Source organism: Ramlibacter sp. AN1015, assembly GCF_037726105.1.
Classification (GTDB): Bacteria; Pseudomonadota; Gammaproteobacteria; order Burkholderiales; family Burkholderiaceae_C; genus Ramlibacter.
The window spans coordinates 205,037-227,214 of sequence record NZ_JBBJUM010000008.1 but is presented as its reverse complement, the minus strand read 5'-3'; the positions used below and the strand labels follow the sequence as shown (position 1 = coordinate 227,214).

The window sequence follows — 22,178 nt, the reverse complement described above, 5'->3', positions numbered from 1 at the left end:
TTGTGAATGAGTTCTTTATTCCGCCACGTCGCACTGATCGGCAAATACCCCGCGTCCGTGGCGGGTGGTGGCAGTGGAACTCCGCGCGCCGCGCTCGAGGATATTGCCCAGTTCCTGGTGGCGCAAGGCTGTGAAGTCGCCATCGAGCGTGAGACGGCAGCGCATGCCGGGGTGCACGACCACCCCAGCCTGGATGTGCCCGCGATCGGCCGCGCCTGTGACCTGTGCCTGGTGGTGGGTGGCGACGGCACCATGCTGGGCATCGGCCGCCAGCTGGCCGCCTACAACATCCCGCTGATCGGCATCAACCAGGGCCGCCTCGGCTTCATCACCGACATTCCGCTGGACGACTGGCGTGCGGTCCTGCCGCCCATGTTGCGCGGCGAACACGAAGAAGACTGCCGCCGCCTGATGCACGCGCGCGTGATCCGCGAGGGCGAGTGCGTCTACGAGGCGCTGGCCATGAACGACGTGGTCGTGAACCGCGGCGCCACCTCGGGCATGGTCGAGCTGCGCGTCGAGGTCGATGGCCACTTCGTCGCGAACCAGCGCTCCGACGGCTTGATCGTGGCCTCACCCACCGGCTCCACCGCCTACGCGCTCTCTGCGGGCGGGCCGCTGCTGCACCCGTCCAATCCCGGCTGGGTGCTCGTGCCGATCGCGCCGCACACGTTGTCGAACCGGCCCATCGTGCTCAACGACGCCGGCGAGGTCACGATCGAGCTGGTGGCGGGGCGCGACGCCAGCGCCAACTTCGACATGCAGTCGCTCGCGTCGCTGCTGCACGGCGACCGCGTGACGGTCTGCCGGTCGCAGCACCAGGTGCGCTTCCTGCACCCGCGCGGCTGGAGCTACTTCGACACGCTGCGCGCCAAGCTGCACTGGTACGGAGGCGGCACATGAGCCTGCGCAGGATCGCGTTGCGCGACTTCGTGATCGTGCGCGCACTCGAACTCGATTTCGCCGGCGGCTTCACCGTGCTCACAGGCGAGACCGGCGCCGGCAAATCCATCCTCATCGATGCGTTGCAGCTGGTCCTCGGCGCCCGGGCCGACGCCGGCGCGGTGCGCGAAGGCGCCACGCGCACCGAGATCAGCGCAGAGTTCGACCTGCCCGCGAGCCTGCAGCCCTGGCTCGACGAAGCCGGCTTCGAGCAGGCCGACACGCTGCTGCTACGTCGCACGATCGACAGCCAGGGCAAGAGCCGCGCGTGGATCAACGGCAGCGCAGCCACCGCGGGCCAGTTGCGCGAGGTAGGCGACCGGCTGGTCGATATCCACGGGCAGCACGCGTGGCAGAGCCTCACCCGGCCCGAGGCGGTGCGCGGTCTGCTCGACGGCTATGCCGGCATCGACGCGCAGCCGCTCGCGCAGGCGTGGCAGGCCTGGCGTGCCGCACAGAAGGCGCTGGGCGACGCCCGCACCGCACAGGATTCGCTGCAGCGCGAGCGCGAGCGCCTGAGCTGGCAGATCGCCGAAGTCGAGAAGCTGGCCCCGGGCGCCGGCGAGTGGGACGAACTCAACACGAGCCACACCCGTCTGGCCCACGCACAGAGCCTCATAGACGCCGCGCGGCAGGCGCTGGAGGGCCTTGAGGGCGAGGAAGGCGGCGCCACCAGCCTGCTGGCCCGCGCGCAATCGACGCTCGAATCGCAGCAGCAACTCGAGCCCGAGTTCCGGGCGCTCGCCGACATCGTGGCGTCCAGCCTGGCGCAGGCCGAGGACGCAGCGCATTCGCTGCACGCGTGGCTGCGCCGCACCGAACTCGATCCGCAGCGGCTGGCCGAGCTGGACGAGCGCCTGTCTCTGTGGGTGTCTCTGGCACGGCGTTTCCGCCGCGCACCGGCCGAGCTGCCGGAGGTGCTGGCAGGCTGGAAGGACGAACTCGCCCGCCTGGACGCCGCGGCCGACCTCGCGGCCCTGGAGGCCGCCGACCATGCGGCCCACCAGGCCTACCTCACGCAAGCGCGGCAGGTTTCGAAGGCGCGCGCCAAGGCGGCGCCCAAGCTGGCGCAGGCCATCACCCAGGCCATGCAGGGCATGGGCATGCAGGGCGGCCGCTTCGAGGTGGCGCTCGAGGCCGCTGCGCAGCCCGCCGCCTCAGGCCTGGAGGAGGTCGCATTTCTCGTGGCCGGGCATGCCGGCAGCACGCCGCGTCCGGTCGGCAAGGTGGCCTCCGGCGGCGAGCTCTCTCGGATCGCGCTGGCGATCGCGGTGACCACCAGCCAGCTTGGCAGTGCGCAGACGCTGATCTTCGACGAGGTGGATGCCGGCGTCGGCGGCGCGGTGGCCGAAACGGTCGGCCGGCTCATGAAGCAGCTGGGGCGCGATCGCCAGGTGCTCGCCGTCACCCACCTGCCCCAGGTGGCCGCCTGCGCCGACCACCACCTGGTGGTGGCCAAGAAGGCCGACGCGCAGGGCACGGCCAGCTCGGTGACGCCGGTCGCGAACGAGCAGCGGGTCGCCGAAGTCGCGCGCATGCTCGCGGGCGAGCGGCTCTCCGGGACCACGCTCGCCCATGCCAAGGAAATGCTGGGCGAAGCTGCCAGGTCGGCGCCATGAATCGGCGCACGAAGGCCGTCCCATGAGCCGCCTGGAGCTGGTCCTGATCACCGGGATGTCCGGCTCGGGCAAGTCGGTGGCGCTGCGCGCGCTGGAAGACGCCGGGTACTACTGCGTCGATAACCTGCCGCCCGAGCTGCTGCTGTCCTTCGTTGCCCTCGAGCAGCAGATCGAGGCGCGGCACGTGGCCATTGCGATGGACGTGCGAAGCGCGCAGTCGCTGCCGCAGGTGCCGGCGCAGCTGCGGGAGCTGCGCACGCGCGGGGTCGGGCTGCGCTCCATCTTTCTCGACTCCACCACCGACACGCTGGTGCGTCGGTTCTCGGAGACTCGCCGGCGGCACCCGCTCTCCGGCATGCGCGAGCGCCTCACCGGCGCCGCGCCGGCCAGCCCTGATGTGCAACACGCGCTGGTGGAAGCCATCGAACTCGAGCGCGAATTACTGGCCGATCTGCGCGAGCAGGCGCTGGTGATCGACACCAGCGCGATCCGCTCGGCACAGCTGCAGGCGCACGTGCGTTCACTGGTTGCGGCCGCCGACAGCCAGCTCACCCTGGTGTTCGAGTCCTTCGCCTTCAAGCGCGGCGTGCCGGTGGACGCCGACTACGTCTTCGACGTCCGCATGCTGCCCAACCCCCACTACGAGCCGGAGTTGCAGCCGCTGACCGGCCGCGACCAGCCCGTCATCGACTACCTGGCCGCACGCGACGAGGTGCAGCAGATGCTCGCGCACATCCGCGGTTTCCTTGAGCGCTGGCTTCCGGCGCTCGCCAGGAACCAGCGCAGCTACGTGACCGTGGCCGTAGGCTGCACCGGCGGGCAGCACCGCTCGGTCTATCTGGTCGAACAACTCGCCGCCACCTTCGGCACCCGCTGGACCACCCTCAAGCGGCACCGCGAACTGGCGTCGCACTGACGAGGCAGCGCTATGCGGGCCGCACCCTGCTGCGGTACAGGTCGTGCGGCAGGCTCTTGCCCAGCGACACGGCAAGGCAGGCATCGCGGCCACCGCGCGCACCGCCTGTCACCGTCCCATCGAAATTCCCGCGTGCGGGTCATGCGTCCCCGGCGGCTTGAGCACCCGAGGCGCCGTGCTCAGGGCGCGGCGAGCAGAAAACGCCGCACCGGCGCCGGCAGACCGAGAGAGGTCCAGCGGTCCGCTTCCCACCACTGCCCCGCGCCTGCCGGGGTGGCCTGTGCATCCGCGGCGACCCGCAGACTGACCGGGTGCAGGTGCAGCTCCTTGTGCGTGAGCGCATGCACGAAGGCTGCACCCTCCTCCAGTGCGGCCGTGTCTCCCGTCACCGCCTGGCGCAGATCGTCGAACGACGCGAAGGCGGGCAGGCAGTACAGGCCCGCCCACACCCCCCGATCGGGCCTGCGGTGCAGCCAGACGGCCCCGTCGGCGCGCCGCGCATGCAGCAGCCACAGCGACTCGGCGCGCCGGCGCACCACGCGCGTTCGCTTCGGATAGTGCTCCTGGGTTGCGGCGGCATGGGCCGCGCACAGCGCCTGCGCGGGGCACTGCGGGCACTCGGGGCGGCGGACGCTGCACACGGTGGCTCCGAGGTCCATCAGGCCCTGCGTATAGCCGGGCATGTCGTCGCCGCGCCCGGGCAGCATCTGCTGCGCGGCTTCCCAGAGCCGGCGCTCGTGGGCCGCCACTGCGATGTCCTCATCGAATGCGAGCACGCGGGTGAGCACGCGCTTGACGTTTGCGTCGAGGATGGCGACGCGCTCGCCGAAGCAGAAGGCCGCGATGGCCGCCGCCGTGGACCGCCCGATCCCGGGCAGAGCCTGCAATGCCAGGGCAGAGCGCGGGAAGACGCCGCCGTGCTCGCGCGCGACCTGCTGCGCACAGGCGTGCAGGTTGCGCGCACGGCTGTAGTAGCCCAGGCCGCTCCAGAGTGCGAGCACGTCGTCCAGCGGCGCCGCCGCGAGATCTTCGACGCGCGGGAATCGCTGCAGGAAACGCTCGTAGTAGCCGAGCACGGTGCTCACCTGCGTCTGCTGCAGCATGACTTCGGAGAGCCACACGCGGTACGGATCGCGCGTGGCCTGCCAAGGCAGCCCGCTGCGGCCATGGCGGGCCTGCCACTCGACGACGCGGCCGGCGAAGCCGGCCAGGCTTGCTCTCATGCGGTCTTCTGGAGCGCCTGTTGCGCGGCGTCGGGATGCGCGGAGCGTGAGCTGTCCAGCAGCTCGGACGTGAGCTCGGCCAGGCGGCGGCTCACGGCCTCCAGCCGCGTCTCCTGGGCCGCGATTTCGGAGATGCGCTCGTCCAGGCCCGCGGCTGCCTGCTCGATGCGCTCGACGGCTTCGAGACGACGGGTGAAGTTGCGGCGGCGCTCGCGCAGCTGCGCATCGAGCTGTGCCGCCGCCGATTTGTTCCATGCCTCCACTTCGCCGAGCGCACCCTCGTGCAGCGCGCGCAGCCGAGCGGTGAGAGCCCGCACCACACGCTCGGCGAATGCAGGCTGCGCCATGCGCAGCACGTTGCCCACGCCCAGGTACTGCATGTGGCTGCGCTCGACCAGATCCAGGTCTGCGCCGAAGCGCTCCAGCCCGGGCTCTTTGGGCACCTGCAGCGAGAAGCCGTGCTCGGTGTTCAACTGCTGGAACGCGCTTTCGAGCATGGAGTGGATCTCGGCGCCCATGGAGCGCGCGCGCACGACGTTCGCCCGCAGGCGCTGGAAGGTCTGCGCATAGGCGCCACGCACACCCAGCTTGATGCCCGGCTGGCGCAGGGCGGCGGTCAGCTCGGCCATCTCGGTGCGCAGATGCGCCGACCCGAGGACCTCGAGAAGCTCGCGCAGCAGCTTCAGGTGGATCGACCGGATGGCGTGGATTCTCGCGGCGCTGGCGCTGAAGTCACGCTGCTCCTGCTCGATGCGCGCCTGCATGTGCCGGATGACGGCGGTGTTCTTCCCGCGCAGGCCCTTGAGCTCGACCATCTGCTCGGCCAGTTCGCGGCGGCGCGCGTGCAGCGCATGCGCAGAGGCAGTGCGCAGATCCGCCATGCCGGAGGCCACCGCGCCGCGCAGGATGCGCTGCCGATGGCTCAGGGTGCCCTGGGCCAGCGCCAGCTCGAGAGCTGGCAGGTTGCTGGCCATCAGCAGCTCGGTGTCGTTGGTGACCTTGGCGACCAGGCCCTTCTGCGCGGACACGGGGATCACGCACGACGCCGGGAGGCCGAGGATGTCGGCCGACGTGGCGCGCTGGCGGTCGATCTGGGCCTGCACCTGCTCGGGCGTGCTGAGCGCGTCCCAGAGCGTGTCGATCTTGTTCAGGACCACCAGCCGCGTGTCGCTGGCGTCGGCGCCCACGGCGAGATGCTCGCGCCAGATGGCCAGGTCGGAGCGGGTCACGCCGGCATCGGCGGCGAGGATGAACACCACCGCATGCGCCTGCGGCAGCAGGTTGACGGTGAGTTCGGGCTCGGCGCCGATTGCGTTCAGGCCGGGGGTGTCGAGGATCACCAGCCCCTGCTTGAGCAGCGGATGGGCGAGGTTGATGAGCGCGTGGCGCCAGCGCGGCACTTCGACCAGCCCGTCGGCGTCCACGCGGGGGTTGTCCTGCGGTGCGTCGTCGTGCCAGAAACCGAGGGCACGGGCCTCGTCCTGGGTGACGTGGCGCACCTCGACCACCTTCTGCAGCGCCGCGGCCAGCTGCGCCGGATCCTTGGCATCCAGCGGCAACTGCTCCCACGCGTCGGACAGCAGCCGCCATTCCGACAGTGCCTGCGGGTGCAGCCGCGTCTCGATGGGCAGCAGGCGCAGGCAGGCCGGCAGTTCCGCGTCCCATCCGAGCTCGGTCGGGCACATCGTCGTGCGCCCGGCGCTGGCCGGCATGATGCGCCGCTTGTAGCTGGCGAAGAAGATGGCGTTGATCAGCTCGGACTTGCCGCGCGAGAACTCGGCGACGAAGGCCAGCATCACCTTGTCGGTGCGGACCTGCTGTTCGAGGTTGCGCAGGCGCTCTGCGAGGGAGTCGTCGAGCAGGTCCTGCTCGCGCATCCAGTCGGCCAGCTGCTTGAGGCGCGCGGCGAAGTCGCGGCGCCATGCGCCGTGCTGGTCGAGGTGGCTGGAAAAGGTGGTACCCACGGGTGCTGCTCGGGTCGCGGGTGAATATAGCACCGGGTTGATGAGCTAGCGAGCACCCAGGCGCCTGCGCCAGTGCTCCGTCTGATCGACGAAACGCTCGAGGGCGCGCACGAAGTGCGGCAGGGACAGCGCCGCCAGCCAGAACCGCTGACGCAGGCTCACCTGGCCCGAGCTGTCCCAGCATGCAGCCGCAGAGCTCTCGCGCAGCGCTTCGAGCGCATCCACCACTTCCGGATCGCCGAGATCGACCGCGCCGATGCGCGCGCTCAGGTCAAAGGCGTCGGCCGCGGGCGCGTGGCTGAAGCGCACCACCACATCGTCGAAGCGAATCGCGCAGCGACCGTCCGGACCGACCACCAGCGCCGGCAACTTCAGGCGCTCGGCCAGCTGCCGGATCAACACGTTGAACTGCATGCCGCCTCCTGGTCCCGTGATGCGCACTTTCGGACTACGCGATGCGCGCAAATCTAGCACCCGGGCAGGCGCAGGGGCAAGCCGCCGGGCGTGCTCAGCGCTGGCACTGCGGGCAGAAATAGGTGGCCCGCTGGCCTTGCCGGATCATGCGGATCGGGCGGCCGCACACGCGGCACGGCTCGCCTTCACGGTCGTACACCATCGCCTCCAGCTGGAAGTAGCCCGACTCGCCGTGGGCGTTGGAGAAGTCGCGCAGCGTGCTGCCGCCCTTGAGGACTGCCCGGGCAAGGACTTCGCGCACGGCCGCGTGCAGCCGCGCCGCCCGCCCGAAGCCGATGCGCGAAGCGCGCGTGGTCGGGCGGATGCCTGCGATGAAGAGGGCTTCCGAGGCATAGATGTTTCCCACCCCGACCACCACGTCGCCGGCCAGCAGCACCTGCTTGATGGGCGCATGGCGCCGGCGCAAGCCGAGGTGGAACGCGTGCACGTCGAACGCTTCGCCGAGCGGCTCGACGCCCAATCGCCCGAGCAGCTTGTGCGCCTCTGGCGAGCTGTCGGAGGCGGCGTAGACGGCCGCGCCGAAGCGGCGGGGGTCGTTCAGGCGCAGCACGCCCCGGCTGGTATCGAGGTCGAAGTGATCATGCGGGCCCGGCCCGGGCTGGATCGGCTGGAAACTGAGGCTGCCCGACATGCCCAGGTGCAGCAGCAGCACGCCTTCGTCCAGATCGAGCAGAAGGTATTTCCCGCGCCGGCGCACGCCGAGTACCGAGCGCCCCACCAGCACCTGGGGATCGCACCCCAGCGCCCACCGCAAGGGTTTGCCGACGCGCACCCCGAGGACGCGCGCGCCGGCGATGCGGTCGGCGAAACTCAGGCGGGTGACTTCGACTTCGGGGAGCTCGGGCATGGGCGAAGGGGGCCGATTATGATGGCCCGAATGATCTCCCTTGCCCCCGTCGCGGCCCTCGCCCTGGCCTTGTGCATGACGGCGCCCGCCGCCGTGGCGCAGGCCCGCTCTCCTGCAGGCAGGCCCTCTGCTGCGGCCCAGCCGCCAGACCGCGGACCGGACACCGGATTGTCGGCCGAGCTCTTCTACCAGCTGCTGCTCGGTGAGCTCAGCGCGCGCTCGGATGACCCCGGCCTGGGCTTTTCCCTGGTGCTCGATGCAGCCCGCAAAACAGACGACCCGCAGCTGTACCGCCGCGCAGTGGACATCGCACTGCAGGCACGAGCCGGAGAGTCGGCACTGCAGGCCGCTCGCGCCTGGAAGCAGGCCCGCCCCGACTCCCGCGAGGCAAACCGCTTCACGCTGCAGATCCTGCTGGCCCTGAACCGCACCGCGGAGACGCTGGCGCCGCTGAAAGCCGAACTCGCGATGGCGCCACCGGCCGAGCGCGAGTCGGTGCTTGCATCGGTTCCGCGCCTGTACGCGCGCGCCAGTGACAAGAAGCAGGCCGCGCAGGTGGTGGAACAGGCGTTGGCCGAGGCGCTCGTACAGCCCGAGAGCCGCTCCGACGCCTGGACGGTGGTGGGCCGCATGCGCCTGGCCGCCGGCGACAGGGCAAGCGCGCTGGCGGCTGCGCAGAGCGCGCATGCGGCGAACCCGGCATCGGAAGCCGCCGCGCTGCTGGCGCTCGAACTGATCGAGCCACGCACGCCGCAGGCCGAGGCGATGGTGCGGCGGTATCTCGCCGGCGACGCTCCGCTGCCGGAATTGCGCATGGCCTACGCCCGCGTTCTGCTGGACGCACAGCGCCTGGCCGACGCGCAGGAGCAGCTGCAGCGCGTGACGACCGAAAAGCCCGAGCTGGCCGAGGCCTGGCTGGTGCATGGCCTGCTGCAAGTCCAGGACAACCGGCTGGCCGCGGGCGAGGCTTCGCTGCTGCGCTATCTCGATCTCATCGAGAAGCGGCGTGACGCTGCCGACCGCAGCCGCGGGCGTTCGCAGGCGTTCCTGGCGCTGTCGCAGATCGCCGAGAAGCGTGGCGATCTCACGCGGGCGGCTGCGTGGCTGGACCGGATCGAGAACGCCCGCGACCTCGTGAGCGCACAGGCCCGGCGCGCGTCCATCCTCGCGCAGCAGGGCAAGCTCGAAGAAGGTCGCAAACTGCTGCAGGCGCTGCCCGAGCGCAACCCGGAGGATGCCCGCATGAAGCTGATGGCCGAGGTTCAGCTGCTGCGCGACAACAAGGCTTACCCACAGGCTCGCCAGTTGCTGGAGCAGGCCAGCGCAAAGAACCCCGACGACGCCGAGCTGTTGTACGACTGGGCCCTGATCGCCGAGAAGCAGGGCGATCACCTCGAAGCCGAGCGCCTGCTGCGTCGCGTGATCGAGCGCAAGCCCGACTTCCACCATGCCTACAACGCGCTCGGCTATTCGATGGCCGAGCGCAACGTGCGCCTGCCCGAGGCCAAGCGGCTGATCCAGAAGGCGCTCGACATGGCGCCCGGAGACCCCTTCATCACCGACAGCCTGGCGTGGGTCGAGTACCGCATGGGCAACAGCGCCGAAGCCTTGCGCCTGCTGGAGCAGGCCTATCGCCAGCGGCCGGATGCGGAGATCGCAGCCCACTTCGGCGAGGTGCTCTGGTCTACCGGGCAGCGCCAGCGCGCCCGGGACATCTGGAAGGAAGGGCTGCTGCTCGACCGCGAGAACGCGACGCTCGTGGAGACGCTCAGGCGTTTCCAGGTCGCCCCATGATGCGTTTCGGGTCGCCCGCGTCCTGCGTGCGCCTGGGCCGGCGCAGTGCGGCCCTCGCCGTGCTGGCGGCCCTCGCGGGCTGCGCGCCGCTGCCGCGCACCAGCCGCTACGAGGAGAGTGCCGTCCCACGCTGGAGCGGCCGGCTGGCCCTGCAGGTGCAGGCCGATCCACCGCAGGCCTTTTCTGCCGCGTTCGATCTGCGCGGCTCGGTCGAACGGGGCGAGCTCGCGCTCTTCACACCGCTTGGCAACACGGCCGCGGTACTGAGCTGGGCGCCGGGCCTGGCAGTGCTGCGCGAGGAAGGCAGGCCGCCGCAGGGGTTCGCCTCGCTCGAGGCGGTGGTGAGCCATGCCTTGGGCGCTTCCGTGCCGATCGAGGCCCTGTTCGACTGGCTGCGCGGCGTCGATACACGCGTCGCCGGCTGGGAGGCGGACCTGTCGGGCCGCGAGCGTGGCCGGCTGCTCGCCCGCCGCCGAGAACCGGGGCCATCCGCACAGCTGCGCATCGTGCTGGATACGCCGTGAAGGCCTTGTACGACGTTCCGGCACCGGCCAAGCTGAACCTTTTCCTGCATGTCACCGGACGCCGTCCGGACGGCTACCACCTCCTGCAGTCGGCCTTCATGCTGATCGACTGGCACGACCTGCTGCACTTCGACTTGCGGCTCGAAGGAGGCGTCAGCCGCGAAGATCTGGGCGCTCCCCTCCCTCCGGACGATCTCTGCCTGCGCGCGGCACACGCGCTGCGCAGTGCCACAGGTTGCGCACTGGGCGTGCACATCGCCATCGACAAGCGCGTGCCGGCGCAAGCCGGCATGGGCGGCGGCTCTTCGGATGCGGCGAGTTGCCTGCTGGCGCTGAACCGCCTCTGGAAGCTCGATCTGAGCGGCGCCGCGCTCGAGCGCATCGGGCTGGGTCTGGGGGCTGACGTTCCCTTTTTCCTGCGTGGGCGCAATGCGTGGGTGGAAGGCATCGGCGAGAGGATCAGCCCGATCTCGCTGCCTGCGGCCCGCTTCCTGGTGGTGCGGCCATCTCAGGGGCTCGAGACCTCCGCGATCTTTTCGGACGCTCAGCTCAATCGATCCACCGACGCTGCTATACTCTCGGGCTTTGCTGCATCGCCCTACGACTTCGGTCGCAACGATCTGCAGCCGGTTGCCCAAAGGCTTTGCCCTGGTGTGACCCAGGCCTTGGATTGGCTGGGTTCGCAAGGGTTGCAAGGTCGGATGACCGGTTCGGGAAGCGCGGTGTTCGCGCGGTTGCCCGAGGGCCATGCGCCCACAGCCCCGCCAGCGGGGTGGCAGTTCAGGGTTTGCAGCAATTTGGAGGTTCATCCCCTGGCGGGTTGGACATCCAGCGACATTTAGGTGGGCGGCTCAACGGCCGTCAACCTGTGTAGGGGAGTCGCCAAGTTGGTCAAGGCACCGGATTTTGATTCCGGCATGCGAGGGTTCGAGTCCTTCCTCCCCTGCCAAATGCTCATGCAAGGCAACACGCGGCGTGTTGCACGGCCCGTCGTACAGGCACACACCATCCAGATCGCTGGCTACGCTCATGCAGGCTGCACATACCCCTGATTTCATGGTCTTCACGGGCAACGCCAATCCTGGCCTTGCTGCGGAGATCGCGCGCCACCTCGGCATCTCGCTGGGCGCGGCCACGGTGGGGCGCTTCTCGGACGGCGAGGTCACCGTAGAGATCAACACCAACGTGCGCGCCCGCGACGTCTTCGTGATCCAGTCCACCTGCGCCCCGACCAACGACAGCCTGATGGAACTGCTGATCATGGTCGATGCCCTCAAGCGGGCGTCCGCCGAACGGATCAGCGCGGTGCTCCCCTACTACGGCTATGCCCGCCAGGACCGCCGCCCCCGCTCCTCGCGCGTGCCGATTTCCGCCAAGGTCGTGGCGGACCTGCTGCAGACCGTCGGCGTCTCCCGCGTGCTCACCATGGATCTGCACGCCGACCAGATCCAGGGCTTCTTCGACATTCCGGTCGACAACATCTACGCCTCGCCCGTGCTGCTGTCCGACCTGCGCCAGCAGAACTACTCCGACCTGATCGTGGTGTCGCCCGACGTGGGCGGCGTGGTTCGTGCACGCGCCCTGGCCAAGCAACTGGGCTGCGACCTCGCGATCATCGACAAGCGCCGCCCGAAGGCCAACGTGAGCGAGGTCATGCACGTCATCGGCGAGATCGACGGGCGCAACTGCGTGATCATGGACGACATGATCGACACCGCCGGCACGCTGGTGAAGGCCGCAGAAGTGCTCAAGGAGCGCGGCGCGAAGAAGGTCTACGCCTACTGCACGCACCCGATCTTCTCGGGCCCGGCCATCGAGCGCATTTCGCAAGGTGCGGCGCTCGATGAAGTGGTCGTGACCAACACCATTCCCCTGAGCGACGGCGCGCGCGCGTGCAGCAAGATCCGCCAGCTGACGGTGGCGCCACTGATCGCCGAAACGATCCAGCGCATCGCCAAGGGCGAGTCGGTCATGAGTCTGTTCTCGGAGCAGGACAACCTGTTCTGAGGCCGCGGAGCCTGCCGTGAAGGCGGGCTCCATCCGTCCGGAGTCACACTGGTCGCGGTGGGCTCCGGATCTTTCACCGCAGCGGTCGTCCGCTGCGCATCGAAACGCAGCGGGAGACCGCTGCACCGCGTAGACGCAGCGAACATGGCTGCTCGACGCGCACGCAGCGGGGAACCGCTGCCCAAGGAGCCAACATGAACTTCGTCGCTTTCGAGCGCGCCAAGCAGGGAACGGGTGCGAGCCGCCGTCTGCGCAACACCGGCAAGACGCCCGGCATCGTCTATGGGGGAGAAGGCCAGCCGCAGCTGATCGAGCTCGATCACAATGCGCTGTGGCACGCCCTCAAGAAGGAAGCCTTCCACTCGTCCATCCTCGACATGGAGCTGAACGGCCAGAGCACCAAGGTGCTGCTGCGCGACGTGCAGTACCACCCTTTCAAGCAGCTTGTGCAGCACGTCGATTTCCAGCGCGTCGATGCTCGCACCCGCCTGTCCAACAAGGTGCCGGTGCACTACGTCAAGGCCGAGGAATCCGACGCCGTCAAGCTCGAACACTGCGTGGTGAACCACGTCATCTCCGAACTCGAGATCACCTGCTTGCCGGGCGACCTGCCGGAGTTCATCGAGGTGGATCTCTCGGGCCTGAAGAAGGGCATGTCGCTGCACCTCGCCGACATCAAGCTGCCCAAGGGCGTGACTGCCGTCGCCAAGGGTGGCAAGAAAAACCCGGTGCTGGTCTCCGTGGTGGCCCAGGCCGCCGAGGAAGCAGCTCCCGCAGAGGCCGCTCCGGCTGCCCCGGAACCCAAGAAGGGCAAGGGCAAGAAGTAAGCCCCGCGCCTTCCCGGGGAAACAGGCCACCGAAAGGGAGGCGCCCTTCCCCAGCAGCCCGCAGCCGGGCTCGCCCACAGGCCCGCGATGCGGGCCTTTTTCTTGCCCTGCACGTGCCGCGCCTTTGCCAGACTCGACGCTGCGGCGCGTGGAACGCAGTCCCTTTGCTCTCTAATAGCGCCCCATGATCAAGCTGTTCGTCGGTCTCGGCAATCCAGGCCCCGAGTACGAGGCCACTCGCCACAACGCCGGCTTCTGGTGGGTCGATGCGCTCGCGCGCGAGCTCAAGCTCCACCTCACGTCCGATCGCAGCTATCACGGCCTGGTGGCCCGCGGCAGCGTGCACGGGCAGCCGGTATGGCTGCTCGAGCCGCAGACCTTCATGAACCTCTCAGGTCGCTCGGTCTCGGCACTGGCACGCTTCTTCAAGATCGCACCGCAGGAGATCCTGGTGGTGCACGACGAACTCGACGTCGTGCCCGGCCAGGCCAAGCTCAAGTTCGGCGGCGGCCACGGCGGCCACAACGGCCTGCGCGACATCAACGCCCAGCTCGGCACCGGGGACTACTGGCGCCTGCGGCTGGGGATCGGGCACCCGGGCGTCAAGTCCGAGGTGGTCGATTGGGTGCTGCGCAAGCCCGCACCCGAGCAGCGCGAAGCGATGCAGGCCTGCATCGCCCGCACGCTGCACGCTGTACCCGCGCTGCTCGCCGGAGAGATGGACAAGGCCACGCTGCTCGTGCACACGCACAAGCCACCTCGGCCCAAGCCGCCACGGCCCGAAGGCAGCTGAAGGCGTCCGGCACAGACAGAACGACAACGAGAGGGAGGAAGAAGAATGAAGAAAGCAGGTCCAGGCGCTATCGCCTTCACCACCATCACCCTGGCCACCGTGCTGATGGGATCGGCCCATGCCCAGGCCATCTACCGCTGCGGCGACAGCTACGGCACGCATCCGTGTCCCGGCGCGCAGGCCATCCAGGCCGACGACCCGCGCACGCCGGCACAGCAAAGGCAAGCCGACCACGTCCTGCGGCGCGACGCGCGACTTGCCGACGAGCTGGCCGCTGCCCGCCTGCGCCAGGAGACCGAGGCCGATCGCCAACGCGCGAAGGGCGCGAAGCGCTCGAAGCGTGCGGCACACGCCCCGGGCAACTCTACCGACGGATGGGACGAACTCGATCTCGACGAAAAACCTGAGTCCCCGCTGTTCGTCGCGCGAGAACCCGCCAAGCCGCGTGGAGCTACCCGCCCTGCCAACAGGCACCAAGCACGCCCCTGAACTCGGCTGGCCGGGCTAGCATGGGGCATGCGGCTCCTCATGCGGATCTTCCCCCTGGTACACGGCTTGATTGCCCTGCTGTTCGCTGCCGGCTCGCTGGTGCTCATCACGATCGCCACGCGCGTCGCCTGGACGGCGGTCTCCACGGGGCTGGGCAAGGACACCGCGCAGGAGATCATCGAGGCCGTGGGACTGCTTGCTGCCGCGGTGGTGGCACTGCAGATCTCGCAGACCATCGCCGAAGAAGAAATCATCCGCGGCATGCACATCAGCGGCCCGACCCGGGTGCGCCGGTTCCTGTCGCGGTTCTTTGTGGTCGTCGTGGTTGCGCTGGCTGTCGAGGGCCTGGTCGCCACGTTCAAGGCCGTGCGCGAAGACATGGCGCGGCTCGTGTATGCGTCTTCGCTGCTGTTGTCGTCAGGCGTGCTGCTGGCCGCCTGGGGCCTCTTCATTCACCTGAACCGCTCGGCCGAGGAGCTCGAACCCGAAGCCATGCAGAAGGCCAAGCAGGAAGACCGCAAGCTCGAATGAGCGCCGCGCAGCGACATGCGTCTGTCCGGTCGGCGGCCATTCAAACAGCCACAGGGCGGCCGCTGCGGCTCAGCCGCCCCTCACGCAGCGCTGCCGGGCGGTGACGCGGCCGCTCGCGCGGCACCCACCAGGCGCTGGTACTTGGCCCACAGGGTTTCGCGGTCCTCGACGTGCGCGGGATTGACCGGAATGCAGGCCACGGGGCACACCTGCACGCACTGCGGCTCGTCGAAGTGGCCTACGCACTCGGTGCACTTGTGCGGATCGATCTCGTAGATCTCGAGTCCGAGCGAGATCGCGTCGTTGGGGCACTCGGGTTCGCAGACGTCGCAGTTGATGCAGTCGTCAGTGATCATGAGGGCCATGCGCGCGTGCTCCAAAGTGAGTTCTGGCATTATCCCGCGCTGCATGAGCCTGTTCCTGTTCAAGCGTTTCATCACCCTGCTGGCGACACTGATTGGCACCTCGGTCGTGGTGTTCCTCGTGCTCGAGATCCTGCCGGGAAACGCGGCGCAGATCCTCATGGGCCCCGATGCATCGCCCGAAGCCGTGGCTGCGCTGGCCAGCAAGCTCGGCCTCGACCAGCCCGCCTTCACCCGCTATGTGCAGTGGGTCGGCGGGATGCTTACCGGAGACCTGGGCCTGAGCTACGCCTACAGCTCGCCGGTCGGTGAACTGGTGCTCGAGCGCCTGCTGCTCACCGTGCCGCTCGCCCTGATGGCCATGGCACTCACGGTCCTGCTGGCGCTGGTCGCGGGCATCTACGCCGCAGCACGGCACAACCGGCTCGGCGACGTGGGCGTGATGGGACTCACCCAGGTCGGCATCGCCATCCCGAATTTCTGGTTCGCCATCCTGCTGATCCTGCTTTTCTCGGTGCACCTGCAGTGGTTCTCCGCCGGGGGCTTCCCGGGCTGGGGCGAAGGCATCTGGGCCGGCGTGCAGGCACTGATGCTGCCCGCGCTGTCGCTGGCGGTCGTGCAGTCGGCCATCCTCGCGCGCATCACGCGCTCGGCGGTGCTGGAGGTGCTGCGCGAAGACTTCGTGCGCACCGCACGCGCCAAGGGCGCGACGCAGACGGCGGTGCTCTGGGGGCATGTGCTGCGCAACGCGATGATTCCGGTGATCACCGTCATGGGACTCCAGTTTGCCGAGCTGCTCGCCGGCACCATCGTGGTCGAGAGCGTCTTCTATCTTCCGGGTCTCGGCCGCCTCATTTTCCAGTCCATCTCCAACCGTGACCTCATCGTGGTGCGCAACTGCGTGATGCTGCTGGCCGCGATGGTGGTCATCGTGAACTTCGTGGTGGACCTGCTCTACGCCGCCATCGACCCGCGCGTGAAGGCGAGCGACATATGACGCCGACGAGCCGCACCGCCGAGGCCGCGGGCGCCGGTGCCGGGCAGCTGGCCGTGTCCCGGCCGGTGCCGGTGGCGCAGCCGCCGCGACGCGGCTTCGTGCGCCGCGCCATGCGCCATCCCAGCTTCGTCATCGGGCTGGTGCTCACCGCCTTGCTGGTGCTCGCGGCCCTGCTGTCGCTGGTGTGGACGCCGCACGATCCCTACGACATCGACATGGGCCGCAAGCTGCTTGCGCCCGGCGCCGCCCACTGGCTGGGGACCGACCCCTACGGCCGCGACGTCGCCTCGCTGCTGCTCGTGGGTGCGCGCGCCTCCATCGTCGTCGGCGTCATCGCCGTCGGCATCGGCCTGGTCGTCGGCACCGCGCTGGGGCTGCTCGCCTCCGCGTGCCGCGGCTGGGTCGAGGAAGGCATCATGCGGCTGTCCGACTTCGGCTTCGCCTTTCCCGCGATCCTCTCGGCCATCATGCTCACGGCGGTGTTCGGCCCCGGCATGGTCAACGCCATCATCGCCATCGGCATCTACAACATCCCCACGTTCGCGCGCATCACGCGCGCTTCGGCCAACGCCGTGTGGTCCCGCGAGTTCGTGCTGGCTGCGCGGGCCTGCGGCAAGGGCCCGTTCAGCATCACGCTGCAGCACGTGCTGCCCAACATCGCTTCGGTGCTGATCGTGCAGGCGACCATCCGCTTCGCCATCGCGATCCTGGCCGAAGCCGCGCTCTCCTACCTAGGGCTGGGCACACAGCCGCCGCAGCCTTCGTGGGGCCGCATGCTCAGCGAAGCGCAGACGCTGCTGTTCCAGGCGCCGCTGCTCGCCGTGTTCCCCGGGCTTGCCATCGCGTTCGCCGTGATGGGGCTGAACCTGCTGGGCGACGGGCTGCGCGACCTGCTCGACCCCAGGCTGTCGCGCAAGCGCTGAGATGCCGATGCTGCACGTCGAGAACCTCTCCATCGAACTGCAGACGCAGCGCGGTCGGGCGCGCGCCGTGCGCGACATCAGCTTCTCCATGGAGCGCGGCGACACCCTCGGGCTGGTCGGCGAATCCGGCTGCGGCAAGTCCATCACCGCGATGGCGCTGATGGGCCTGCTGCCCGAGAACGCACGCGTGAGCGGCAGCATCCGCCTGGGCGGCCAGGAGCTCGTCGGCCTGCCCGACCGCGCCATGGCCCGCCTGCGCGGCGATCGCATCGGCATGATCTTCCAGGAGCCGATGACGGCCCTGAACCCCGTGCACACCATCGCGCGCCAGGTGGCCGAGCCCCTGCGCCTGCACCGCGCCATAAGCGCCGCAGACGCGCGCCGCGCAGCGGTCGGCCTGTTGGAACGCGTGGGCATCCCCGACGCCGCGCGCCGCGCGGGCGCCTATCCGCACCAGTTCTCGGGCGGGCAACGCCAGCGCATCACCATCGCGATGGCCCTGGCCTGCGACCCGGACCTGCTGATCGCCGACGAACCCACCACCGCGCTGGACGTCACCATCCAGAAGCAGATCCTCGACCTGATCCGCGACCTGGTCGCCGAGCGCGGCATGGGTCTCATCCTGATCTCGCACGACCTGGGCGTCATCGCCCAGAACGTGGCGCGCACCATGGTGATGTACGGCGGCAGCGTGGTCGAAAACGGGCCTACCGCAAGCCTGTTCGCTCACCCCATGCACCCCTACACGCTCGGCCTGTTCGGCGCGCGCCCCGGACTGCTCGCGAACAAGCGGCGCCGCCTCGCCACCATCCCCGGCACCGTGCCCGAGCTGGCCGACCTGCCGCCGGGTTGCCCCTTCGCCGGCCGCTGCGGCTATACCGCAGACGCCTGCTTCGCCACCGTGCCCCCACCGGTCGAAGTCGATCCCGCGCACGCGGTGCGCTGCATCCGGCTCGATGCCGTCACCGCCACCGGCGGCGCGCAGGCGGTCGCATGACGCGCCGTCCGGCACCAGCACGCCGTGTTGCCGACGGGAACACCGAGGACACGCGATGAGCGCGCCGCCGCTGCTGCAGGTCGAGCACCTGGTCAAGGACTACGTGCTGCCGCGCGAGAAGCTGTTCGCGCCGCCACCGCGCGTGCACGCCCTGCGTGACGTGAGCTTCACGATCGAAGCGGGCCGCAGCTTCGGCCTGGTGGGCGAATCGGGTTCGGGCAAATCGACCCTCGCCCGGCTGGTGATGGCCCTGGACACCCCCACCGCCGGACGGGTGCGCCTGCTCGGCCAGGATCTGCATGCGCTGCCGCGCGAGCAGCTGCGCCGGGCCCGCCGAGACTTCCAGATGGTCTTCCAGGATCCGTACGGCTCGCTCGATCCGCGCCAGACCATCGAGCGCATCGTTGCCGAGCCGCTCGCCGCGCAGGGCGAAGTCGATCGCCGCACGCGCAATCGTCGCGCGGCCGAAGCGGTCGAATCGGTGGGCCTGCGCGCCAGCGACCTGGGCAAGTACCCGCACGAGTTCTCGGGCGGGCAGCGCCAGCGCATCGCCATCGCCCGGGCGCTGATCACGCGCCCCCGGCTGATCGTCGCCGACGAGCCGGTAAGTGCGCTGGACGTCTCGGTGCAGGCGCAGGTGCTCAACCTGATGCGCGACCTCCAGTCGGAGTTCGGCGTCACCTACCTGCTGATCAGCCACGACCTCGCCGTCGTACACCACCTGTGCGACGACGTCGCCGTGCTCTGGCAGGGGCAGATCGTGGAGCAGGGGCCACCCGAGCGGCTCTTTCGCGAGGCCGCGCACCCCTACACCCGCAGCCTGCTCGATGCGGTGCCGCGCGCCGAGCCGCCCCCCGCGCGTGCGGGCCTGACGGCATGAGGAAACACCTAGTGCCCGCGCACGGCGGCCTGGCCGATGATGCCGGCGGCGCACGCCGTGCAGCATTCCATTTTTCGACTCGCAACCCAGCGCACCCCCAGAGGAGCATTTCCCATGAAACGACGCAGCCTGCTCACGCACTCGGCTTCCCTGGCGGCCCTCGCCGCCCTGCCGCCCGCCGTCCTGGCACAAGGCCGCAAGAACACGCTCACTCTGGCCATGGCGCTGGAGCCTCCCGGCCTGGACCCCACGGCCGGCGCCGCCTCCGCGATCGCCGAGATCACGCTCTACAACGTCTACGAGACGCTCACCAAGATCAATCCGGACGGGTCGGTCACACCCTTGCTGGCCGAAAGCTGGGAGGTCTCGCCCGACCTGCGCACCTATACCTTCAAGCTGCGCAAGGGCGTGAAGTTCCACAACGGTGAGCCCTTCAACGCCCAGACCGCCAAGTTCTCCTTCGAGCGCGCGGGTGCCGAGAAGAGCACCAACAAGGACAAGCGCACCTTCGCCGCCATGGAGACGGTGCGTGCGGTGGACGACCAGACGCTGGTCATCGTCAACAAGGAGCTCGACCCCGACTTCCTCTTCCTCATGGGGCAGGCGACGGCCATCATGGTCGAGCCCAAGAGCGTCGACAGCAACGCCACCAAACCCGTGGGAACCGGCCCCTACGTGCTGGAAAACTGGGTCAAGGGGTCCTCGGTCACCCTGCGCAAGTGGGACCAGTACCGCAACGCCAAGGACATAAAGATCGAGCGCGCCACCTTCCGCTTCATCTCCGACCCCGCGGCCCAGGTGGCCGCGCTGCTGGCCGGCGACGTCGATGTGTTCGCGCGGGTGACACCGCGCAGCGTGCCGCAGCTGCAGAACAACCCGCGCTTCCAGGTGCAGGTGTCGGGATCGCGGGCCAAGACCATCCTGGCCATGAACAACAAGAAGAAACCGCTGGACGACGTGCGCGTGCGCCGCGCCATCGCCTCGGCCATCGACCGCAAGGCCGTGATCCAGGGCGCGGGTGACGGCTACGGCGCGCCCATCGGCAGCCACTACGTGCCCAGCGCGCCGGGCTATATCGACACCACCGGCGTGAACCCCTACAACCCCGACCGCGCTCGCGCCCTGCTCAAGGAAGCCGGGGTCACCACGCCGCTGGAGCTGACCATCGTGCTGCCGCCGCCGCCCTACGCCCGCCAGGGCGGCGAAGTGATCGCCTCCATGCTGTCCAAGGTAGGCATCAACGCGCGTCTGCAGAACGTCGAGTGGGCGCAGTGGCTGTCCAACGTCTACGGCAACAAGAACTACGACATGACCATCATTTCCCACGTCGAGCCGTTCGACCTGGGCAACTTCGGCAAGCCGGGCTACTACTGGAACTACGAGTCGCCCAAGTTCAACGAGCTGTACGACCGCTACAAGAACACGGCCCGCCCCCAGGACCGCGCCAAGCTGCTGGCCGACATCCAGCGCCTGCTGGCGGAGGACAGCGTGCACGCCTTCCTCTACCAGCCGCAGTGGGTCACCGTCGCCCAGAAGGGAATCAAGGGCCTGTGGAAGGACATGCCGATCTTCGTGAACGACCTCTCCTCCATCTCCTGGTCCTGACCCCGCCACGACAACCCACGGCTGCCTCTCCTGCGCGGGAGGGGCAGCTTGCCCAACCCATGACCCTGCATGACCTGTCGGCGACCGAGCTGGTCGCCGCCTACCGTGACCGCGCGCTCTCGCCGGTCGAAGTGACCCGTGCCGTGCTGGCGCACATCGAGCGGTGGGAGCCGCAGCTGCAGGCGCTCTACCTGCCGCGGCCCGAGGAAGCGCTGGCGCAGGCCCGCGCCAGCGAGGCCCGCTGGCTGCACGGCCAGGCCCTCGGTCCCATCGACGGCGTGCCGCTGACGATCAAGGACAACATCGCCACCCGCGGCGACCCCTCCCCGCTCGGCACGCGCGCGGTGCCGCTGGCCGCGGCCGCGGCCGACGCCCCGCCGGCGGCGCGCCTGCGCGAAGCCGGCGGCGTGCTGCTGGCCAAGACCACCATGCCCGACTACGGCATGCTGTCCTCCGGGCTGTCGAGCTTCCATGCCCTCGCGCGCAACCCCTGGGACCTGCGCAAGACGCCCGGCGGATCCAGCGCAGGCGCCGGGGCCGCCGCCGCCGCAGGCTACGGGCCGCTGCACGTGGGCACCGACATCGGCGGTTCGCTGCGCCTGCCCGCGGGCTGGTGCGGCATCTTCACCCTCAAGCCCAGTCTCGGGCGCATTCCGATCGATCCGCCCACCATGGGGCGCTGCGCAGGCCCCATGACGCGCAGCGTGGCCGACGCGGCGCTGATGATGCAGGTGCTCAGCCAGCCCGACACCCGCGACAGCATGAGCCTGCCCTGGCAGGACATTGCCTGGGGCGATTTCGACGCAGGACCCGAGCGCGTGAAGGGCTTGCGCATCGGGCTGCTGCTCGAAGCCGGCTGCGGGCTGGCCGCGGAACCCGAGGTCGTTGCGGCCATCGAGAATGCCGCGCGGGTGTTCGAACGCGCGGGGGCCATCGTCACGCCCATGCAGCCGTTCATGAGCCAGGCCATGCTCGACGGCATGGACCACTTCTGGCGCATGCGCTCGCACATCGACCTGCAGGCGCTCGCCCCCGAGGCACGCGCCCAGGTGCTGCCCTACATCCAGCAGTGGGCCGGCAGCGCCGCGGGCATGGGCGGCGAAGCGGTCTTTCGCGCGTTCAGCCAGTTCCACGCCACGCGGGTGGCCGCGGTGGCGGCCTGCGCGCCGTTCGACTACGTGCTCTCGCCGACCTCGCCGGTGCCCGCCTTCGACGCCGAGCTGCCCTCCCCGACGAACGACCCGATGCGCCCGCTCGAACACATCGGCTTCACCGTGCCGTTCAACATGTCCGAGCAGCCCGCAGCCTCGATCAACTGCGCTTACACGAGTGCCGGCCTGCCGATCGGGCTGCAGATCGCCGGCAAGCGCTTCGACGACCTCGGTGTACTGCAGGTCGCGCGGGCCTGGGAGCACCTGCGCGAAGCCCAGCGCCCCTGGCCCACGCCGCTGCGCGAAGGCTGAC

General features: G+C 69.5%; 22 protein-coding genes and 1 tRNA gene. 18 read left to right on the top strand and 5 right to left on the bottom strand.

The window, feature by feature from the left end; genetic code table 11:
• Nucleotides 1–6: 6 nt before the first annotated feature.
• From WG922_RS14710 to rapZ, 3 genes are read left to right on the top strand one after another with little or no spacing between them, the layout of a single operon-like run.
• Entirely contained in the window at nucleotides 7–903 is an 897-nt protein-coding gene (locus WG922_RS14710) for an NAD kinase (RefSeq protein WP_340283462.1), read from the top strand.
• Entirely contained in the window at nucleotides 900–2,561 is a 1,662-nt protein-coding gene (recN, locus tag WG922_RS14705) for a DNA repair protein RecN (protein ID WP_340283461.1), read from the top strand. Before WG922_RS14710 ends, recN begins: the two co-directional genes overlap by 4 nt.
• Nucleotides 2,562–2,583: 22 nt before the next feature.
• The gene (gene rapZ, locus WG922_RS14700; RefSeq protein ID WP_340283460.1) at nucleotides 2,584–3,477 is read left to right on the top strand and encodes an RNase adapter RapZ; all 894 of its coding nucleotides are present in this window, start codon (nucleotides 2,584–2,586) and stop codon (nucleotides 3,475–3,477) included.
• Nucleotides 3,478–3,656: 179 nt separating this feature from the next.
• Here rapZ and mutY read toward each other — a convergent pair whose 3' ends face one another.
• From mutY to mutM, 4 genes are all read right to left on the bottom strand, one after another.
• On the bottom strand, nucleotides 3,657–4,700 hold the full coding sequence (gene mutY / locus WG922_RS14695) for an A/G-specific adenine glycosylase (protein WP_340283459.1): 1,044 nt from the start codon (nucleotides 4,698–4,700) through the stop codon (nucleotides 3,657–3,659).
• Nucleotides 4,697–6,664 carry a dynamin family protein gene (locus WG922_RS14690; protein WP_340283458.1) on the bottom strand — a complete coding sequence of 656 codons (1,968 nt, stop codon included), beginning with the start codon at nucleotides 6,662–6,664 and terminating at the stop codon, nucleotides 4,697–4,699. Before WG922_RS14690 ends, mutY begins: the two co-directional genes overlap by 4 nt.
• A 45-nt stretch (nucleotides 6,665–6,709) precedes the next feature.
• Complete coding sequence (locus WG922_RS14685) at nucleotides 6,710–7,078, bottom strand: type III secretion system chaperone (RefSeq protein ID WP_340283457.1); 369 nt, start codon at nucleotides 7,076–7,078, stop codon at nucleotides 6,710–6,712.
• A 94-nt stretch (nucleotides 7,079–7,172) separates the two neighbouring features.
• Complete coding sequence (gene mutM / locus WG922_RS14680; protein ID WP_340283456.1) at nucleotides 7,173–7,985, bottom strand: bifunctional DNA-formamidopyrimidine glycosylase/DNA-(apurinic or apyrimidinic site) lyase; 813 nt, start codon at nucleotides 7,983–7,985, stop codon at nucleotides 7,173–7,175.
• A 30-nt stretch (nucleotides 7,986–8,015) separates the two neighbouring features.
• Between mutM and WG922_RS14675 the strand changes: the two genes are divergently transcribed.
• The 9 genes from WG922_RS14675 to WG922_RS14635 all read left to right on the top strand — a co-directional run bounded on the left by WG922_RS14675 (nucleotide 8,016) and on the right by WG922_RS14635 (nucleotide 14,950).
• Nucleotides 8,016–9,779, top strand: coding sequence for a tetratricopeptide repeat protein (locus tag WG922_RS14675; protein WP_340283455.1), 1,764 nt, complete (start codon nucleotides 8,016–8,018; stop codon nucleotides 9,777–9,779).
• Nucleotides 9,776–10,303, top strand: coding sequence for a lipoprotein insertase outer membrane protein LolB (locus WG922_RS14670; RefSeq protein WP_340283454.1), 528 nt, complete (start codon nucleotides 9,776–9,778; stop codon nucleotides 10,301–10,303). Before WG922_RS14675 ends, WG922_RS14670 begins: the two co-directional genes overlap by 4 nt.
• Nucleotides 10,300–11,145: a 4-(cytidine 5'-diphospho)-2-C-methyl-D-erythritol kinase gene (ispE, locus tag WG922_RS14665; protein ID WP_340283453.1), complete on the top strand. Its 846-nt coding sequence runs from the start codon at nucleotides 10,300–10,302 to the stop codon at nucleotides 11,143–11,145. Before WG922_RS14670 ends, ispE begins: the two co-directional genes overlap by 4 nt.
• Before the next feature lie 30 nt (nucleotides 11,146–11,175).
• Nucleotides 11,176–11,252 (top strand) — tRNA-Gln (locus WG922_RS14660).
• A gap of 80 nt (nucleotides 11,253–11,332) precedes the next feature.
• Nucleotides 11,333–12,310 carry a ribose-phosphate pyrophosphokinase gene (locus WG922_RS14655; RefSeq protein WP_340283452.1) on the top strand — a complete coding sequence of 326 codons (978 nt, stop codon included), beginning with the start codon at nucleotides 11,333–11,335 and terminating at the stop codon, nucleotides 12,308–12,310.
• A gap of 194 nt (nucleotides 12,311–12,504) precedes the next feature.
• Nucleotides 12,505–13,137 (top strand): 50S ribosomal protein L25/general stress protein Ctc, encoded by a 633-nt coding sequence (locus WG922_RS14650; RefSeq protein WP_340283451.1) that lies wholly within the window; start codon nucleotides 12,505–12,507, stop codon nucleotides 13,135–13,137.
• A gap of 184 nt (nucleotides 13,138–13,321) precedes the next feature.
• Entirely contained in the window at nucleotides 13,322–13,930 is a 609-nt protein-coding gene (gene pth, locus WG922_RS14645; RefSeq protein ID WP_340283450.1) for an aminoacyl-tRNA hydrolase, read from the top strand.
• Between the two features lie 45 nt (nucleotides 13,931–13,975).
• Nucleotides 13,976–14,419 carry a hypothetical protein gene (locus tag WG922_RS14640; RefSeq protein ID WP_340283449.1) on the top strand — a complete coding sequence of 148 codons (444 nt, stop codon included), beginning with the start codon at nucleotides 13,976–13,978 and terminating at the stop codon, nucleotides 14,417–14,419.
• 27 nt (nucleotides 14,420–14,446) lie between these two features.
• Nucleotides 14,447–14,950 (top strand): hypothetical protein, encoded by a 504-nt coding sequence (locus WG922_RS14635; protein WP_340283448.1) that lies wholly within the window; start codon nucleotides 14,447–14,449, stop codon nucleotides 14,948–14,950.
• 80 nt (nucleotides 14,951–15,030) lie between these two features.
• Here the strand turns inward: WG922_RS14635 and WG922_RS14630 are convergent, their stop codons facing one another.
• On the bottom strand, nucleotides 15,031–15,315 hold the full coding sequence (locus tag WG922_RS14630; RefSeq protein ID WP_340283447.1) for a YfhL family 4Fe-4S dicluster ferredoxin: 285 nt from the start codon (nucleotides 15,313–15,315) through the stop codon (nucleotides 15,031–15,033).
• A gap of 43 nt (nucleotides 15,316–15,358) precedes the next feature.
• Between WG922_RS14630 and WG922_RS14625 the strand changes: the two genes are divergently transcribed.
• The 6 genes from WG922_RS14625 to WG922_RS14600 all read left to right on the top strand — a co-directional run bounded on the left by WG922_RS14625 (nucleotide 15,359) and on the right by WG922_RS14600 (nucleotide 22,177).
• Nucleotides 15,359–16,309, top strand: coding sequence for an ABC transporter permease (locus WG922_RS14625; RefSeq protein WP_340283446.1), 951 nt, complete (start codon nucleotides 15,359–15,361; stop codon nucleotides 16,307–16,309).
• Complete coding sequence (locus WG922_RS14620; RefSeq protein ID WP_340283445.1) at nucleotides 16,306–17,232, top strand: ABC transporter permease; 927 nt, start codon at nucleotides 16,306–16,308, stop codon at nucleotides 17,230–17,232. The genes WG922_RS14625 and WG922_RS14620 overlap by 4 nt, the downstream gene beginning before the upstream one ends.
• A 1-nt stretch (nucleotide 17,233) precedes the next feature.
• Nucleotides 17,234–18,229 (top strand): ABC transporter ATP-binding protein, encoded by a 996-nt coding sequence (locus WG922_RS14615; protein WP_340283444.1) that lies wholly within the window; start codon nucleotides 17,234–17,236, stop codon nucleotides 18,227–18,229.
• A gap of 55 nt (nucleotides 18,230–18,284) precedes the next feature.
• Complete coding sequence (locus WG922_RS14610; RefSeq protein ID WP_340283442.1) at nucleotides 18,285–19,109, top strand: ATP-binding cassette domain-containing protein; 825 nt, start codon at nucleotides 18,285–18,287, stop codon at nucleotides 19,107–19,109.
• 114 nt (nucleotides 19,110–19,223) lie between these two features.
• On the top strand, nucleotides 19,224–20,714 hold the full coding sequence (locus tag WG922_RS14605; protein ID WP_340283441.1) for an ABC transporter substrate-binding protein: 1,491 nt from the start codon (nucleotides 19,224–19,226) through the stop codon (nucleotides 20,712–20,714).
• Between the two features lie 59 nt (nucleotides 20,715–20,773).
• Nucleotides 20,774–22,177, top strand: a complete 1,404-nt coding sequence (locus WG922_RS14600; RefSeq protein ID WP_340283439.1) for an amidase — start codon at nucleotides 20,774–20,776, stop codon at nucleotides 22,175–22,177.
• The last annotated feature ends 1 nt before the right edge of the window (nucleotide 22,178 follow it).